Here is a 14,761-nt window from a genome sequence, read left to right as displayed (position 1 = left end):
ATTCCACTAAATTGGCTAACACCGCGGGTTTTCGCCTTTTCTTGTGATACGGTTCTACGCACGATTGATGTCTAAATGAGGTCTTTAACAGCGATAAAATAGTTACAAGGAATGTAACTAAACATAATACATCTATAAATCTACCTTTTCCTCGTTAACTTTAAATTCAATTATTTCAGCAATTTTAAAATCATCTCTGTGTTCAATTATGTAGGAAATATTGTGAGTTTCTCCATCTACATATACCTCTTGATGTTCATATGTGGTTAATTTTACATCGTCAAATCTAGATCCACCGCTAATTATTTCTATATTTGCTCCCACGATGTTCTTTTCAATTATTTCAGTAGTTAATTTATGATAAGCCTCTGACAAAATAGCATAATTTCCATTATCACCGTACCTTTTTGCGTCAACAATTTCTAACCAATTAAACCACAGCTCTTCAGGATCTTCTCCGTATTCTTCAGCTATCTCGTATACAGTCTCCCGATCACCTGAGAAATCATCGATAGCATTTAATCTTGTCATAATTATATCGTACCACTCAAGGTCTTCTTCGGTAAGATGTCTTAATCTAGTTACTTCTGGATAGAAGGTTGTTGTAATCTCATCGGCTACAATACTTCTTTCTTCAGATTCTTCGATTGCTTCTACAGTTTCTACTACGGTCTCTTCTGTTATATTCTCTGAGCTTTCTTCCGTATCGGTAGCTGCAGAACAAGCACCTAGCACTAACCCTAACAATCCAATTAATAGTAATTTATTAACAATAAAACTCATTTTCTTCTTCCCCCCTAAAGTATTAAATCGAAAAAGTCATAACTAATAATTACAACCCAATGTTATTTTATCATTAAACTCGATTATATTTAGATAATATTTACAAAAATCTGTATATAGGTATCATTTACTTTGATTCTTCTAAATATTTATATCGTATATATGGATTACTGTACTAAAACTCAAATTAATTTATTACTATAACAGCAGAAAAAAGACAAAGATAAGCCATCATTTCACAATTGCTTATCTCCGACTTTATTATTAAAATTTTAATAGCTTACAAAAACCTCATTTACTTATGATACGGTTCTCCGTAACCAACCAAAATGAGGTTTTTTTACCTAAAGCGGATAGAACGTAATAAAGACCACAATTATGTGATCTTTACTTTATTATTAATTATGTTCAAACCAACTTCTTTTAAAATCCGTTTAACTTAATTAAAATTTATCTTTCTTCCTTAATGTTTCCGCTCTCCTTATTACTCTTTCAATTTATTTCTTTGTAGAGAGTTTATTATCTCTATTGAACTTTAAAGCAAGAGTCTATATCTCTGGGTCTGACTCCTTTTAATAAGTAGCAACATTTCTCTGATTCTGGAATGGCAATATACTTGGATTTACAATAGGTACTAAGTAAATTTGGCTCTTTTATTAATCTTTTTTTCCAATTTGGCATCTCTACAGGTGGTTCAAACATATCAATTATCTCATCCAAATTATAATCTACTAGCTGCTGAACTAGTTTTATTAAATATTGTTTGTACTCGTCTCTACTCTTATAGTTACCATAAACATAATACTCAAGTTCACTTTTTTTAGTTATTAAGCAACGTTTATTTGCATCAACTGCATATGACCATGACCACCAATAATCATAATAGTTATTATCACCTGAATCTGTAGAAATTGTTAAAAGCGCTCGTCTTAATTTATCTGTAATTTCATTATCAATATAAACCCTAAAAACATTGGCGACATCGAGAAATTTATCTAGATTAAAACTATCGTCCCTACCATCAAAATCAATACATTCAAATAATAAACTTATTCTACCACTAAAAAAGTCAATATTTTCAGCTTCGACAATAGCTTTCTTATTATGCTTTCCATAGCCTATTAATCTTGCTTTTAATTGTTCTTCTTCTATCTGACTTTTAGCAAATTGTGATGTTACAGTATGAGTAACTAAAAATTCATATATGTTACTACATCCAGTAGCTAGTTCGTTAATTAAATTAATAGCACCATCGAAAGATTCTGGACTACGGACTATTGAAGCTTTACTTCCAGACCTTTCTATATCCCCTCTATTGACAATGTTTCTTACAACTCTCATCCAATCTTCAAACAATACAAGATCAATCTCTGGGTTTCTTAAAATGTACTCTGTTTGCGCAAAAAATATTACCTTTTGAGTATAACTAGCATTCACAGTGTTATATACTAAGGTTCTAAATATATCCCCATTGGTAATGTAAGAACCGTATGGGACATCTACTTTCAGTTCGTGGTCGTTTTCGTAAAGTTTGGTGAAAACATCAAGTGCTCTATGCAAATAATTATAACCTAGACCTGAAAAATGGCCGGGTCTAATTGCCCTTGGGTCGTTTTGTAACGATCTAATGGTTTCCGTCCTATTTGGTGTCTTTTCTATAGCGGAACTTATCATAGCAATAGAAGAGAAAAATCTTATCATTGCTTCATCTATACCATTTCTATGGCTCCTATGTTTCCAAAATAGATCTGTCCATTTCGTATCCACTTTACATGAAAAGGTCTCTTCAAAATCTTTATTAACATCCCATTTCTTATCACTTATTTGTTTTTCAAAAGATGCTTTAAAATTCTCAAAAGAGGTTAAAGCCTTTCCTCTCGCATTCATTTTTATATACAAATCATCACTTAGACCAAAATTTTTCAATTCAATATGATAGAAACTTATTATATTCTCATCTGAGACCAGCAGTTCCCATAAATCAGGTAAATCATTAAACAGTGTGTGGATATGATCAATAGTCCTCAACATACCATCAATTGTAGGATCATGATTCCAAGAAAGAAAATACCAGTTTGAGTCTTTAATTAACAAACTTATTGTTGTATTTTCATCAATATTTTGAATTGATTGGTCTATTAAGGCTTGACAAAACTCTCTAGAAGAGGCCCTTGTTTCATAGGTGAACTTTGATAATATTTCTTTATTTTTTTCATTTAAGGTTTTATCTTTGACTGCAGCATACCAATGAAGCAAAAATAAAGTAGTCAATCGTTGTTGACCATCAAGTGGTTGAAGTATTCCGTTTGTTGTACTCCCATAAATAAAGTCAAGGTTTATAGGTTTATTTTCAAAAAGTGCACTTTTTATGGCTTGAAGAAATTCGTTTCTTAATTCAATTTTGTCCAATCTACCTTGAGCATAGTCTCTCTGAATGATTGGTATTTCTATAACATATTCATTCATAAGTTGGTAAAAACTATATAATTCGCCTCTTCCCTCTGAAAACTTCATTTATTAACCTCGCTTTCTTCTGGCAAGTACGCTTTTAAAACTGACTCTATATCTAAATAGTATTTTTCGCGGTCTTCTTGCGTCCAAAAGGACATCCTTGGAGGGTATTCACTAAAATATTTTAAAAACGCATTTTTTGTACATAAAGGAATGAATTTCCCCATTTTCTCTTTTTGAATTATTGTCATTCGTTTTACAGGAAAAACAGCATTTTTATATCCACGATTTGTACTAGAATCAAGTAAAGCTAAATTAGATAAATCATTAATATCATCATCCTTGATATCACGATTGAAATGCGAAATAACCTCGTTGTATATTTCATTAAATTCATCATCGAGAATATAATTTTGAACTTTAATCTTTAAATCTTTATCGTCTATAAATTCAACTGCATCATTTAACCAATTCTCTCTACCTTTGGGGTTTTCAGGCATTTTATCCCTAATTGAAGTTATATGTTCGATATCCCAATTCTCCTCCTTATAAAGATGAAATGGAAAACTTGAATTATCTACGTCATTGTTTAGCATTGTTTGAATATTATAGAGTAAAAGAATGGCTTTAATTTTCTTGCTATCTTCACCGCACTGCAATTCACTGATATTAACATTGCTAAGCCTTTGCTTAATTAAGTTATTCAAAAAGATTTTAAATTCAGTTTTGGTTCGTGATTGTGAACCTTCAATTATCGTCTTAATATCTTCACCTTCTGCAATTAGAAAACCAATTTTGTGGTATAATTCTCTTTCATTAAACCACTCAACAAACCTTTGAAAATAGTTCTTTACTTCTAACCAGTTTGATTCAATAGTTTTCTCATCTTTAGAAATAAATTTTCTGCTAAAAAATCTAAAAGTAGAGTACTTATCCTTTGGATTATTATCAGTATTCATTAACTCAAAAATAAAGTCTATCCGGTTCGTTTTCATATTTGATTGATTGATAAAATACCACAACATATCGTCTTGTAAATACTGCTCAATTCTATCCCATTCAGCAGCAATTTCTAATTGCTTCAGTCTAACCTTATCATCATATTTTTGATCAAAATTAGAGCTATTTAGAAATAAAGCTTTTATAAGTTCAGCATTAGTTAAAGGTATTTTTCCAATGTTAATTCTTGTAAATATAGCAATTGGATTTTCTTCAAAGCTTTCGTACCATATTACTTTTGTGTTAAAGTTAAATTTTGATTGAAAATCAAAGAGGTTAAAATCATCACGTTCAAACCATTTACTAATAACGTTATACGCTTGGGATATGTAATAAAAATCTATATTATCCGTATTTTCCAAACCTTCATTTAAGTCCCTCAAAAAATCAGGAATTCCTTTTCGAGTTTCATAATTCAATTCAAATATTTTTTTTCTGTGTTTCTTTACTAAAAGTTGATTTAAATAAAATAGAATTAAATAGATGGTTGTTAATCGCTGTTGTCCATCTATTACTTCAAAGTATTCATCTCTTTTTTTAACCACAATTGGCTGCAAACAATACCATGTTTTTTCACCATTTTCATCGATTTCTTTAGGATTGAAATCAGAAATATCATCTAACAAATCTATTACTTCTTTTTCAGTCCATCGGTAACCTCGTTGATAAGAAGGAATTAAAAACTTGTACTGTTTTATGTTCTCAATTGTTTTAAGTTCTAATAAATCGTTCATAAAATCCCTCCAACTAATCTATTTGGTATAACTTAATTAAATTTCCTTCTTTTTCTATTTTAACATAAAATCGAGACTTACAACCTAGATTTAATAGACTAAGATAAATTACCTATTTAAAAGTTATATTAAATCTATTAAATGCTATAGACATAATGTATAATAGTATTGAAAAAATTCTTGATGAGGTGATCCATATGTCTATAACAGAGCTTGGAGGAATTTTAAGAAAGATGTATGATACTGCTCCTGAAAGCAAGAAAGCCACCTTTATCCATCTATTTGGCATCAAATATGGAGCTATAATTCTGCAAAATAAACATAGTACCGCTGAAATTGTAAAAGTATCTGGAATTAAAGAATCGTATAAAACAGAAGTGAGAAAAGGTATTAACCTTTCAAAATATGTCACTTCTAAAATCTAATAATGAGATACAGTTTTGAATATATAATTAAAAGACTGTAGTTAAGAAGTTCTCTTTATTATTGTACAGAATCAGACGTAATCATTTATAGTATGATAATTATGGAAATGGAAAGAGCAAATAATATCCACCTATATTAATATTTAATATATCTATTTGAACAATTTCCAATTATTGATATACAGTATCTTACTTTAGTGTACTTTTAGATATAGAAAAGGGGATTATTATATAATCCCCTAAATTCATTCTAACAATGCTTAATTCCTTACACACTGAAACCTCATTCTTTTAATACTTGATCTTCTATACATCATATTGGTCATGCTTTTCGACTATGTTTTCATTTTAACTTTTGGTCAATCTCTTCGGGTTGACAAGGTACATTCTTGGTATTCCAAATCTTCGGCTTTAATTAGCCAAGGCTTACTATTCTGCTCCCTGTGACCAAAAATCTGATATTTGAGAATAGGTTCTCCCTTTATTTATCCCTGAGTTAATCTGAAATTAAGATTTCATAAAATAGCATAACTGCACATTATGCTCCCTAAATATTCCAACCCTCAAAATAGTAAATCCATTCAAATTCACTTCCTCTATAAACTCTAATTCAAACGGATTATCCAATATCTTTTCTATTTCTTCCTTTTTTTCGAAAAATAGTATTGTTTGAAAAGAATCCAGAACAAAATCTTCTATCGACTCACCATTATTTGAATAATCATAAAGGTTTAAAAATTCTGCTTCTAAAAAACTACCGAATTCTTCTTGAAAGTGCTTCTTTATTTCCATTAAATCTGATAACCTATTGATTTTTTTCACTCTAACACCTCCATTCATAGCCTAAATAAGCCCTACTAAAAAACAGATTAATATTCCGATAACCGTTCCTATCAAAAAGCTTTGCAAGTCCATATACCACCTTTACACACTATTTTTAAATGTTTCCTTAACTGCAAAATAGACTGAGATCCCAAAAGTCACTCCCGCCTTAAATCGTTCAATAGAGGTCATCACATCCCTCCTTTCATGATTTGGAACATTGACGCTTCAGGAACTAGCCAAAATCCTTAAATAATCCCATTTTAGGCCTTTATCCGAACGAAATGGACTAGAGCATCATCTTTCATTAAACCAATAGAAGCACCTCCCGTTTGGCTTGCATCTTGCATAAAATAAATTACCTTCTTTTCACCACCAATATAGAAGAAGGTGAAACATCTTATCTTTTTAGCATTCTTTGGTATCATGCGATGTAACCCTCTATTAACAGCGTCACTTTGATCCAATATCTCAGCATCTACTAACCAATTTTTTAATTTTACTTCAGGATGAAAAGTATTAATATATCGATTGAACGCACCCATAATATCCATTTTGAAAACACTCCTTTGATTACTAAATTACAAGTTAAAATAAATACAAAAAGGAGAAGCAAAATCATCATTTCCAGATGATTTTGCTTCTCCTTGTTTAAAGTGACTTAACAAGTCGTTATTAAATTGAATTTGAATAGTTTCGATTTTTCTATCATCCCCAATCGAAATAGTACGAATCAACAAATGCAACAATTGTTTTCTTTGTTCAGCAGTAATAGAATTTTTAAATGAATTAACAAAATTACTCATGACCACCTTCACCATTTCGTATGATATCTCTCGTTTACCATCCTGCCCTAATTGTTGCTGTATTGCTTGAATCCGATCTTCTAATCTCACCTTTTCTTCATCAAGCTTTTGGAATCGCTCTTTTAGATCTGATTTACTTATGATGTTCTCTTCAAAAAGTGTTAAAGCCTTTTCCTTTTTCGATTGTATTCCAGCCATTAAATCTGATAGAGCTCTAAACTCCCTTTCAAGCGGCTCTGTGACTTTACGATGGCTACTATTAACATTCTGTACTAAATCATGAATAAGACGGTCGTCTGCGGCAAATTGAGCTATTTTATTAAACACATATTCATCAGCGTAGGCAGTGCGAATACCATTTGAACGACAAGCGGCCGTCCCCTTGTTCTTCCATGCACCACAAACATAGTATTCCAATACCCGCTTCGTACCATCCTTTTTTCGGTTGGTTGTCCTACCTAAAACCATACCAGCCCCACATGCAGGACATTTCATAATACCCGTTAGTGGAAATTCCCCACTATGGACTCGATTTGGCCTCTTAGCTCTCGTTCTCATAATACTTTGTACCTTTTGCCACGTTGTGTCGTCTATAATTGGATCATGTTTACCTTTTTCGATGACTGGATCAGGATTGATATTATTGCGACGTTTTTCACTCCAATCTCTCCGGACATTGTAACGAATATAACCTACATATACAGGATTAGTGAGAATAGTTTTAATACCACTAATGGAGAACATATTACCTTTTTTCGTGACATGTCCTTCTTTATTTAAGGTGTTAGTAATTGATTTGTATCCATTACCTTCCGTGTATAATTGAAAAATTCTACGAACCGTTGATGCTTCTTTCTCGTTAACTACTAATTTAGTGAGCGTCTTTTTATGGTTGTCTGTTGGCACTTTAATAGAATCATAGCCTAATACCCTGCCACCATTCCATGACCCCTCCTTAGCTCTTGCAATCATGCCCATCTTAACATTTTCAGCAATGTTATCTCGTTCAAATTCAGCAATAACTGCCATCATATTAAACTGCAATTTGCCTGTGGGAGTTTCTGTTTCATACTTCTCTGAGTATGAGCGGAATGCTATGTTCTGTTGTTTTAGAAAGTCGACTATCTGTAACATGTCTAGGATATTTCTAGCAAGTCGATTGGATTTCCAAACTAACACAATATCAAATCGTTTTTCATTAGCATCACTTAATAATTGTTGAAGTGAGGCACGCCCTTTAACGGACTTACCGCTAACCCCTCGATCAACATATTCCTTATGAACTTCATAACCTTGATGTTCACAATATTTGCGTAGAATTCTTGTTTGTTCATCAATGCTGTATCCTTCTTCTGCTTGTTCAGTGGTCGAAACACGTGCATAAATAGCTACTTGTTTTGTTCTCTCTTCATTATTGCTGGAATTAAAACTAGTTGAAGTTGTAAAATCTAACTCTTTAGGCAACATGGTCATCACTCCCTCCCCTCTGATTAGTGTTACTTTGAGCCAAGTTATTCATTATCATTTCTGATAAAATATCCAGCAGTACATGGTACTCATCTTTATTTTCTCCCATTCAAATTCCTCCCAGCTAGCCAATTTATATTAAATACTTATAATTCTCTTTTATACGGATGGATGGGGGGATGGGTGGTTAGTAAAAAGCTAACTTTTTTTAAAATTCATATTTGTCATCACTTCCACCTTTTTTGTGTTTTAATACACCCCCCTGCCCCCTAAAAGTTAACAATGTCTCTTGTTAATGTGGATAAGCGTACTTCAAAATCCCTTATTTTCAAGCCATCAAAGTACATAATACCTTTCACTTTCTTTCTATTGATTGATATATTTTCATTATTTAGTATGATTTTAAAATTTCTCCAAAAGATGGATCGGGATTTTGTCCCTTTATCATCAATTCCTTGAGCCGTAATCCATTGGATATACATATTATAAAAATCTGACTGCTTTGTACGACAACCTTCTTCTTTGATAATAAGTTCATCATAGAAATCTTGCACTGGGTTTTGCTCTTTGTAATATGCTTCTTGCAACGAATTAATAGCTTTGGATGAACTGAATTGATAATCATTTTCCCTTAAACGCTTCAAGCCGCTTAGAGCCCAATTTAATATGCCCGGTAGTTCTTCTAATAATTCATTCTTTAGATTCACATTTCGTTCCGCTTTTTTAAAGGTGTGAGGGAATGGAATAATCATAATTTTTCGAAAATATCCATTCGTCACATCAGTGGAATCAGGTATGTTATTTACTAGAAATAATTGTCTGCAAAATGGGCGATACGTGATAGCTGGTCGGTATTTAATATTAATGGTTATGCTATCCCCACTCACAATTGCTTTAAAGTTTTCTGTATTTAGTGCCTTACCACCCATTTCATTTTCAGCAGAAATATTCAATGATTTACCAATCATGCCTTCCAATCCAAATGAATCATTGAATTTCGATAGTGATATATTGCAGACATTCTTTTTTCCAACTAGTGCCGTAATAACAGCTGCAAAAACACTCTTGCCATTAGCACCACTACCGTAATAGTAAACTGCCTTCTCAGCTATTGTTTCTGCTGTCAGCCAATACCCTAGTAGTTCCTGATGAACAGAAACTAATTCCCCATCGTTATCAGTGATTTCATCCATAAAGGATGAAAATTTCGGAGCAGTTGAGGCTGAATCATACTTAATTGGTATTTGCACAGTTGAAAGAAACTCTGGCGAATGCGGAATCAAACGAAATTTATTCAATTCCAACATACCATTTTCAACATTTAGAAGATTTCGATGTACATCCATCTCTTCGACAATACTTGCCTCTCGTTGTAATGCTTTATATATTTCAACTTCATAAGTGCTTTTCCAACTGTTCCATCTTCCTTCATGCATAACAATTCGTATGAGTTTACCAAGTTGCACTTCTGATAATTCTTCATAAAAACCTTTACGGTTATATAAAAAAAGTCTTCCATCTTTTGTTGAGCGCACATAGCACCTTTTGAGGAAATGGTTAGAAAAGACATTTGCGTTAAAAATGAATCGGTTCTTTTTCTCCTCGTAAAGAAAACCTCTTTCTTCAGCTTTAGCTATTTCGAAAACATGTTCCAATTCTAACAATAATGCTTTGGGTATTAATGACTCATCTAATCTTTCTACTGAACGATAAAGATCCTCGGATTTACTTCTAGAGAATCCATGGGCATGTTTCATCAAAGCAGAAAAAAATAATCCTCCATCAGATTTTGCCACTATGCTAATTCCCGAAACTAGTATTGAACACTTTTCTGAAATCTCTACCTCTTGGATGAATATTTTAAGGATTTCCGAAGATTTTAGTAAACGGGCATTACTGATTATATGAGTATATAAATAATTATGTGTGTCAACCCCTTCAGGGTTGACACTTTTGCTATATTTTTTTTCGGACATTCTATAATTCTTTTCTTTTGGAGGGCTTTGTTCTTGGCTTGCACTCTGTTCCTCCTTATTAGGGTTAATATCTTCATTACTAAGCAATGGTCTTCGTCTTTTAACTCTTTTTATCGCCATTACGATACCTCCCTAAATATTTCATCCAAACTATAATTTACAACTTCAATAGGCTCATTCTCCCTAGCCCCAAAGCATTGCGAGTTAAATTCTGGATAGAAGTTAATTAGCTCATTATTAACTGCCTTCACAGAATATTCTGGATCATCACGGTAACACCCATCATGAATCATAAGATCGCGAATACTAGACTTGTTAAGAAACTCTGCAAATTCTAATTGCAATCCAGTATATTGCCCTCTTGTCATTACCATCTGAAAACGTTTTGGATAATAGCTTATTTCTAACTTGTCATCATGAACAAAAATTCGATTAGGTTTTACATCAAGCTTTAATAGATCTTTTATTAATCTACGTAATTGTCTTCGTATCCCGTGTGGAGAAGAATCCTTTTGTATTGGAACACATGCTGCTAAACGATATATTGCGTTGATTCCGTCATAATGATCCTCCCTTGCATAAGTTAAAGATGAAATTGCTAGTTCGTAGTTACTTTTTTGAATCATAAACTTTCCTCCTTAGTTGTTTTTAACTTACAGTAATAATCATAATGTGATTCAGAAAATTAATCTGCACTTATAACACTTAAAAAAAAATGTGTGTTATCTGTTAATTAATAGAGAAAGCCCATGGAAAATATTAAGTAGTTCAGTTTTGGAGTATAAAATTGCAATTTGGACCCTTAATTGAACTACTTTTTACATATGAAATTATTATCTAAAATGTAAGGTTATTCGTAATGCAAAATGTATAAATAATTGAGGGGAATTTAGGATAATTAACATTTATATAGTAAAATAAGTTAAAGAACGTTATTCAACGGAGCAGGTTTGTTCAATAAGAAATCACAAAAAAAGGAGCGAGCATTTTAGTGTAAAATAAGAATAAACATTATTAATGTTCCAATAAAAAAGTTATGCAAAAAATTGAGGTGATGCACATTAGTAGTATTATGTTCAACAGAAAGATAATTATAGACTAGTAATTGTTTATTATACTGATAAATAGGAATTTATCGATTTAAAAGAAAGGTGAATACTATGGAAAAGAAACTTACTCCTGAATTAAAATTATTCAAAGAAGAATTTGATTTTCTTCATAAAAAGATTGGTGAATTAGAATGGGAAATTGCTACAATATTTTATGGGCGAAAAGCTGTTAGTAGATCGGAAATTGAGACATTAGAAGATCGACTTGAAAATTATAGAGATAATATTGGATTGTTAGGAGAGAAGATCAGAGATGAAGTAGTAACAGCTAATAAATATAAATAGCATGGAAATTCCAATATGTAGTGTAACTATTGCATATAATTCTTATATTATGATATAACGTCTAATTCAATTCAAAAACGAGTTTGGGAAACATTATACTTAAATTATAGGTGCTTTAACATAAAAAAGGCGATTCCTTTGAGAAACTGGAAATCGCCTTTTTTATTTTTAAAACTTCCTTATCGTTGTAAATTCGCATTTTCCTGACAGTACCCCAAATCAAACTCACCAATAAATTGGATTTTTTGCTCTCTTAATCTGAAAATATGTGATTAAATAATTTCAGCCGTTTTAAGAAATTTTATTTCCTTATCGTATGTATTACAAGTATAAGGAATTTCGAATAAAGGTATATTATGTGACTTGGCATAAATACGTTTCAATTCGTCATTCTTTACTTGAGACTCAAAATGTGAAACACCACCGAACTCATCTACAGGCTTATAATGTTGTTCACCCTGACACTCAATAAGACATTTAATGCTATTATCTGAACCGAGAACAGCAAAATCATAACGCAACAATTTCTTTTGCCCTACACCAAATAAGTCTTGAAACTCAACTTCTACTCTATATACTATATTATGTTCTCTCAATATTTTTATAGTTCGCCATTGAAACGATGAAATGTTATGACAGTCACAAAAAGCATTACAATAATATCCATCTAACGCTCTAGACCCGTATGCATCAATTTTTATTTCAAAATCTGATGATTTAAATTCATAGTCTTTACCACACAGATAGCAACGACATTTATATAACTTATATACAATAAATTTGCCACCTCCCTTTTTTCGTTTGTCATGTGTAATAGGTTTTCCTTCATAATTTTCATTAATACATTCTAATATCTCTAATGATTCATGTGTGGTATTGGAATAATCAATATGATAGCTTTCGTCTTTTACTCTGGTATATGAAGCCAATCTCTTATTAATACGCTCTTGTTTTAGCGCACAATTTTTTTGTTCTCCTATCTCTCCAAACCCTTCACAATCTCTCCATCTTTTTCCTAAAAAAGTAGTATCTTTAATATAAAATATTCTTCCACATTTACACTGACATTTATATTTCTTTTGAGACTTATAATTTTGTATCCATTTATCAAAAGTATCTACTGATTCAAAATTATTATTAGGATTTTTTTCCCCATTTATAAACTTTTGCTTTTCTTGTTCTATGTGTTCAATTTTTTTTTTAGTAACTTTTTCATAATATTCTTCACCTCTCCCGATTATAGTAAAACATCCATGTTTTTTTCCAATAGGCAATTCCATGTCCATGTATTTCCATCCCCCCATTTATACTAATTTATCTGTCTATTTGCTTGTATAATATCATATGTTTGTGAGGATTAACACATCAACCAATGGGTGCTTTAGTTTTAGAAGAGTGAGCATTTTTCGTTAAGGAATTTGTTCTTTTTTTTGTTGTCAAAATTGCATTAGTCTTTGCACGTGATTTTGCAGATCTTCAATAATTAGTGTTGAATTGCAAATTGGGGTTCATTTTCCTGTATTAATAACTACTCAAAATACAATCTAACATTGATATAGAAATGAAAAATGAGCATCAAATTGCTATGCAGTTCAACGCTCATTTTATAATACATTTTATTGTTTGTACTCCAAAACTTAACTACTAAGAAAAATATCATGTGCTTATTCCAATTTACTTTTTTAGATTTTGAAGCATCAATTGACCTAAAAATAGATTACTTGCTTCTTCATAAAGTTTACTATTCTTAATATTTTTCTTAAATTCGAGGAATCTCTCAAGTTGGTCCATCTCTTCTGTTACTTTTTGAAAACTATAATCGTCGTCGCACTCAAGAGAATGAAGAACTTCCTCATAAGCACTTATCTGTTGTTTCACTTTAGAAATTCTAGATTCTTTCCATTGTTTGATATATTCCTGTTGTTCCACTTGATCAGCGTTTTTCCATTTTTCATACTGCTTCTCTGCTTTATAACTTACTAGTTTTTCTTCATACTTGCTCTCTTTTATATTTTTTATTAAATCATCTGTTTCAATACGATGATCTTCAAACCTACCATCATAAAGACTCTCAAGTAATTCCATTTCTATAAACCCTCTTAGCTCTTCTCCATTGTTTCCTTCCATATTTAAAAACTTTTGTATGTAACTCTCAAACTCTTTTTTTCCTTTCTTTTTATCTAATACATTTTTCTTTATATCTACAATCTCTTCTCCCGTTAATCCTGTCCACATCTTAATTCTTTCTACAATTAGTGTGTCTAATGTATTTATACTTTCTTGCACAACAGTAGGGTCATCCATAACTTCTTCATCGATTTTTTCTTTCATATATTCTAAATTTGATAATCTCGCCATCTTTAAATAAGAATTATTTGAATATGCATTGAAAATCCACTCATCAAGTCTTTTATAAATATGAATCATTATATCGCCTCGTTCTTGTTGAGTGATTTGCTCTAAAACTACAATTGTTTCAGATATTTTTTCAATGAGTTTCGGTAATATATCTACTTCTTTTAAGGTATTTAGGTACGCAGGATGTTCTTTTATTTTGTACTGTTCAAATAACGGAAAGTTTTCTATCTCCTCTATCAGCGTTTTGTAGAAATCGATTATGCTATAAGCTTCAATCTTCCTATCATCTGCGTTTGTTCTAAAATACGGATTAAATTCTATACTATATAGTAATGTGCTTAATAACTCCGCTACTTCAAATGGTATCTCATAAGGTGATTTTTCATTATCAACCTCTACTTTAAATGGATTAATACTCTTCAATGCTAAATCATAGTGCTCATTAATCTTATCAAGACGTCTGTTAAACACAGTATTATGTTTTATTTTTGCCATTTTAAGCAGATCAGCCTTTGTATAACTAGTAATTGACCTTTTCATATTGTT

General features: G+C 31.4%; 12 protein-coding genes. 2 read left to right on the top strand and 10 right to left on the bottom strand.

Going from position 1 to position 14,761, the window contains the following annotated elements; all coding sequences use genetic code 11:
- Window positions 1-132: 132 nt before the first annotated feature.
- The 3 genes from BUC25_RS17025 to BUC25_RS17015 form a co-directional block, all read right to left on the bottom strand.
- On the bottom strand, window positions 133-783 hold the full coding sequence (locus BUC25_RS17025) for a hypothetical protein (RefSeq protein WP_073203081.1): 651 nt from the start codon (window positions 781-783) through the stop codon (window positions 133-135).
- A gap of 525 nt (window positions 784-1,308) precedes the next feature.
- Window positions 1,309-3,297, bottom strand: a complete 1,989-nt coding sequence (locus tag BUC25_RS17020; RefSeq protein WP_073203080.1) for a DUF262 domain-containing protein — start codon at window positions 3,295-3,297, stop codon at window positions 1,309-1,311.
- On the bottom strand, window positions 3,294-4,967 hold the full coding sequence (locus tag BUC25_RS17015) for a DUF262 domain-containing protein (RefSeq protein WP_073203079.1): 1,674 nt from the start codon (window positions 4,965-4,967) through the stop codon (window positions 3,294-3,296). The genes BUC25_RS17020 and BUC25_RS17015 overlap by 4 nt, the downstream gene beginning before the upstream one ends.
- A 197-nt stretch (window positions 4,968-5,164) precedes the next feature.
- Between BUC25_RS17015 and BUC25_RS17010 the strand changes: the two genes are divergently transcribed.
- Window positions 5,165-5,392: an HTH-like domain-containing protein gene (locus tag BUC25_RS17010; RefSeq protein ID WP_073203078.1), complete on the top strand. Its 228-nt coding sequence runs from the start codon at window positions 5,165-5,167 to the stop codon at window positions 5,390-5,392.
- Between the two features lie 507 nt (window positions 5,393-5,899).
- Here BUC25_RS17010 and BUC25_RS17005 read toward each other — a convergent pair.
- The 5 genes from BUC25_RS17005 to BUC25_RS16985 all read right to left on the bottom strand — a co-directional run bounded on the left by BUC25_RS17005 (window position 5,900) and on the right by BUC25_RS16985 (window position 11,089).
- Window positions 5,900-6,214, bottom strand: a complete 315-nt coding sequence (locus BUC25_RS17005) for a hypothetical protein (protein ID WP_073203077.1) — start codon at window positions 6,212-6,214, stop codon at window positions 5,900-5,902.
- A gap of 263 nt (window positions 6,215-6,477) precedes the next feature.
- A complete protein-coding gene (locus BUC25_RS17000) occupies window positions 6,478-6,768 on the bottom strand; it encodes a hypothetical protein (protein ID WP_073203076.1) in 291 nt (96 codons plus the stop codon).
- A gap of 27 nt (window positions 6,769-6,795) precedes the next feature.
- The gene (locus BUC25_RS16995; RefSeq protein ID WP_139251853.1) at window positions 6,796-8,487 is read right to left on the bottom strand and encodes a recombinase family protein; all 1,692 of its coding nucleotides are present in this window, start codon (window positions 8,485-8,487) and stop codon (window positions 6,796-6,798) included.
- Between the two features lie 269 nt (window positions 8,488-8,756).
- Window positions 8,757-10,583, bottom strand: a complete 1,827-nt coding sequence (locus BUC25_RS16990; protein ID WP_073203074.1) for a DNA primase family protein — start codon at window positions 10,581-10,583, stop codon at window positions 8,757-8,759.
- Window positions 10,583-11,089, bottom strand: coding sequence for a hypothetical protein (locus tag BUC25_RS16985; protein ID WP_073203073.1), 507 nt, complete (start codon window positions 11,087-11,089; stop codon window positions 10,583-10,585). Before BUC25_RS16985 ends, BUC25_RS16990 begins: the two co-directional genes overlap by 1 nt.
- Window positions 11,090-11,623: 534 nt before the next feature.
- Here BUC25_RS16985 and BUC25_RS16980 point away from each other — a divergent pair.
- The gene (locus BUC25_RS16980) at window positions 11,624-11,857 is read left to right on the top strand and encodes a hypothetical protein (protein ID WP_073203072.1); all 234 of its coding nucleotides are present in this window, start codon (window positions 11,624-11,626) and stop codon (window positions 11,855-11,857) included.
- A 272-nt stretch (window positions 11,858-12,129) separates the two neighbouring features.
- Here BUC25_RS16980 and BUC25_RS16975 read toward each other — a convergent pair whose 3' ends face one another.
- The gene (locus BUC25_RS16975) at window positions 12,130-13,143 is read right to left on the bottom strand and encodes a hypothetical protein (protein ID WP_073203071.1); all 1,014 of its coding nucleotides are present in this window, start codon (window positions 13,141-13,143) and stop codon (window positions 12,130-12,132) included.
- 388 nt (window positions 13,144-13,531) lie between these two features.
- Window positions 13,532-14,755 carry a hypothetical protein gene (locus BUC25_RS16970; RefSeq protein WP_073203070.1) on the bottom strand — a complete coding sequence of 408 codons (1,224 nt, stop codon included), beginning with the start codon at window positions 14,753-14,755 and terminating at the stop codon, window positions 13,532-13,534.
- Window positions 14,756-14,761: the final 6 nt, after the last annotated feature.

Origin of the sequence: Gracilibacillus kekensis (genome assembly GCF_900143085.1) — a bacterium.
In the GTDB taxonomy this organism is placed as follows: domain Bacteria; phylum Bacillota; class Bacilli; order Bacillales; family Amphibacillaceae; genus Gracilibacillus; species Gracilibacillus kekensis.
Note: the sequence above shows the minus strand (reverse complement) of the source record. Positions and strands in the feature narration are given on the sequence as shown.

Excerpts from the sequence above, each read along its gene's own strand:
- BUC25_RS17025 (WP_073203081.1), bottom strand. The coding sequence starts at position 783 with ATGAGTTTTATTGTTAATAAATTACTATTAATTGGATTGTTAGGGTTA.
- BUC25_RS17020 (WP_073203080.1), bottom strand. The coding sequence starts at position 3,297 with ATGAAGTTTTCAGAGGGAAGAGGCGAATTATATAGTTTTTACCAACTT.
- BUC25_RS17015 (WP_073203079.1), bottom strand. The coding sequence starts at position 4,967 with ATGAACGATTTATTAGAACTTAAAACAATTGAGAACATAAAACAGTAC.
- BUC25_RS17010 (WP_073203078.1), top strand. The coding sequence starts at position 5,165 with ATGTCTATAACAGAGCTTGGAGGAATTTTAAGAAAGATGTATGATACT.
- BUC25_RS17000 (WP_073203076.1), bottom strand. The coding sequence starts at position 6,768 with ATGGATATTATGGGTGCGTTCAATCGATATATTAATACTTTTCATCCT.
- BUC25_RS16995 (WP_139251853.1), bottom strand. The coding sequence starts at position 8,487 with ATGTTGCCTAAAGAGTTAGATTTTACAACTTCAACTAGTTTTAATTCC.
- BUC25_RS16990 (WP_073203074.1), bottom strand. The coding sequence starts at position 10,583 with ATGGCGATAAAAAGAGTTAAAAGACGAAGACCATTGCTTAGTAATGAA.
- BUC25_RS16985 (WP_073203073.1), bottom strand. The coding sequence starts at position 11,089 with ATGATTCAAAAAAGTAACTACGAACTAGCAATTTCATCTTTAACTTAT.
- BUC25_RS16980 (WP_073203072.1), top strand. The coding sequence starts at position 11,624 with ATGGAAAAGAAACTTACTCCTGAATTAAAATTATTCAAAGAAGAATTT.
- BUC25_RS16975 (WP_073203071.1), bottom strand. The coding sequence starts at position 13,143 with ATGGACATGGAATTGCCTATTGGAAAAAAACATGGATGTTTTACTATA.
- BUC25_RS16970 (WP_073203070.1), bottom strand. The coding sequence starts at position 14,755 with ATGAAAAGGTCAATTACTAGTTATACAAAGGCTGATCTGCTTAAAATG.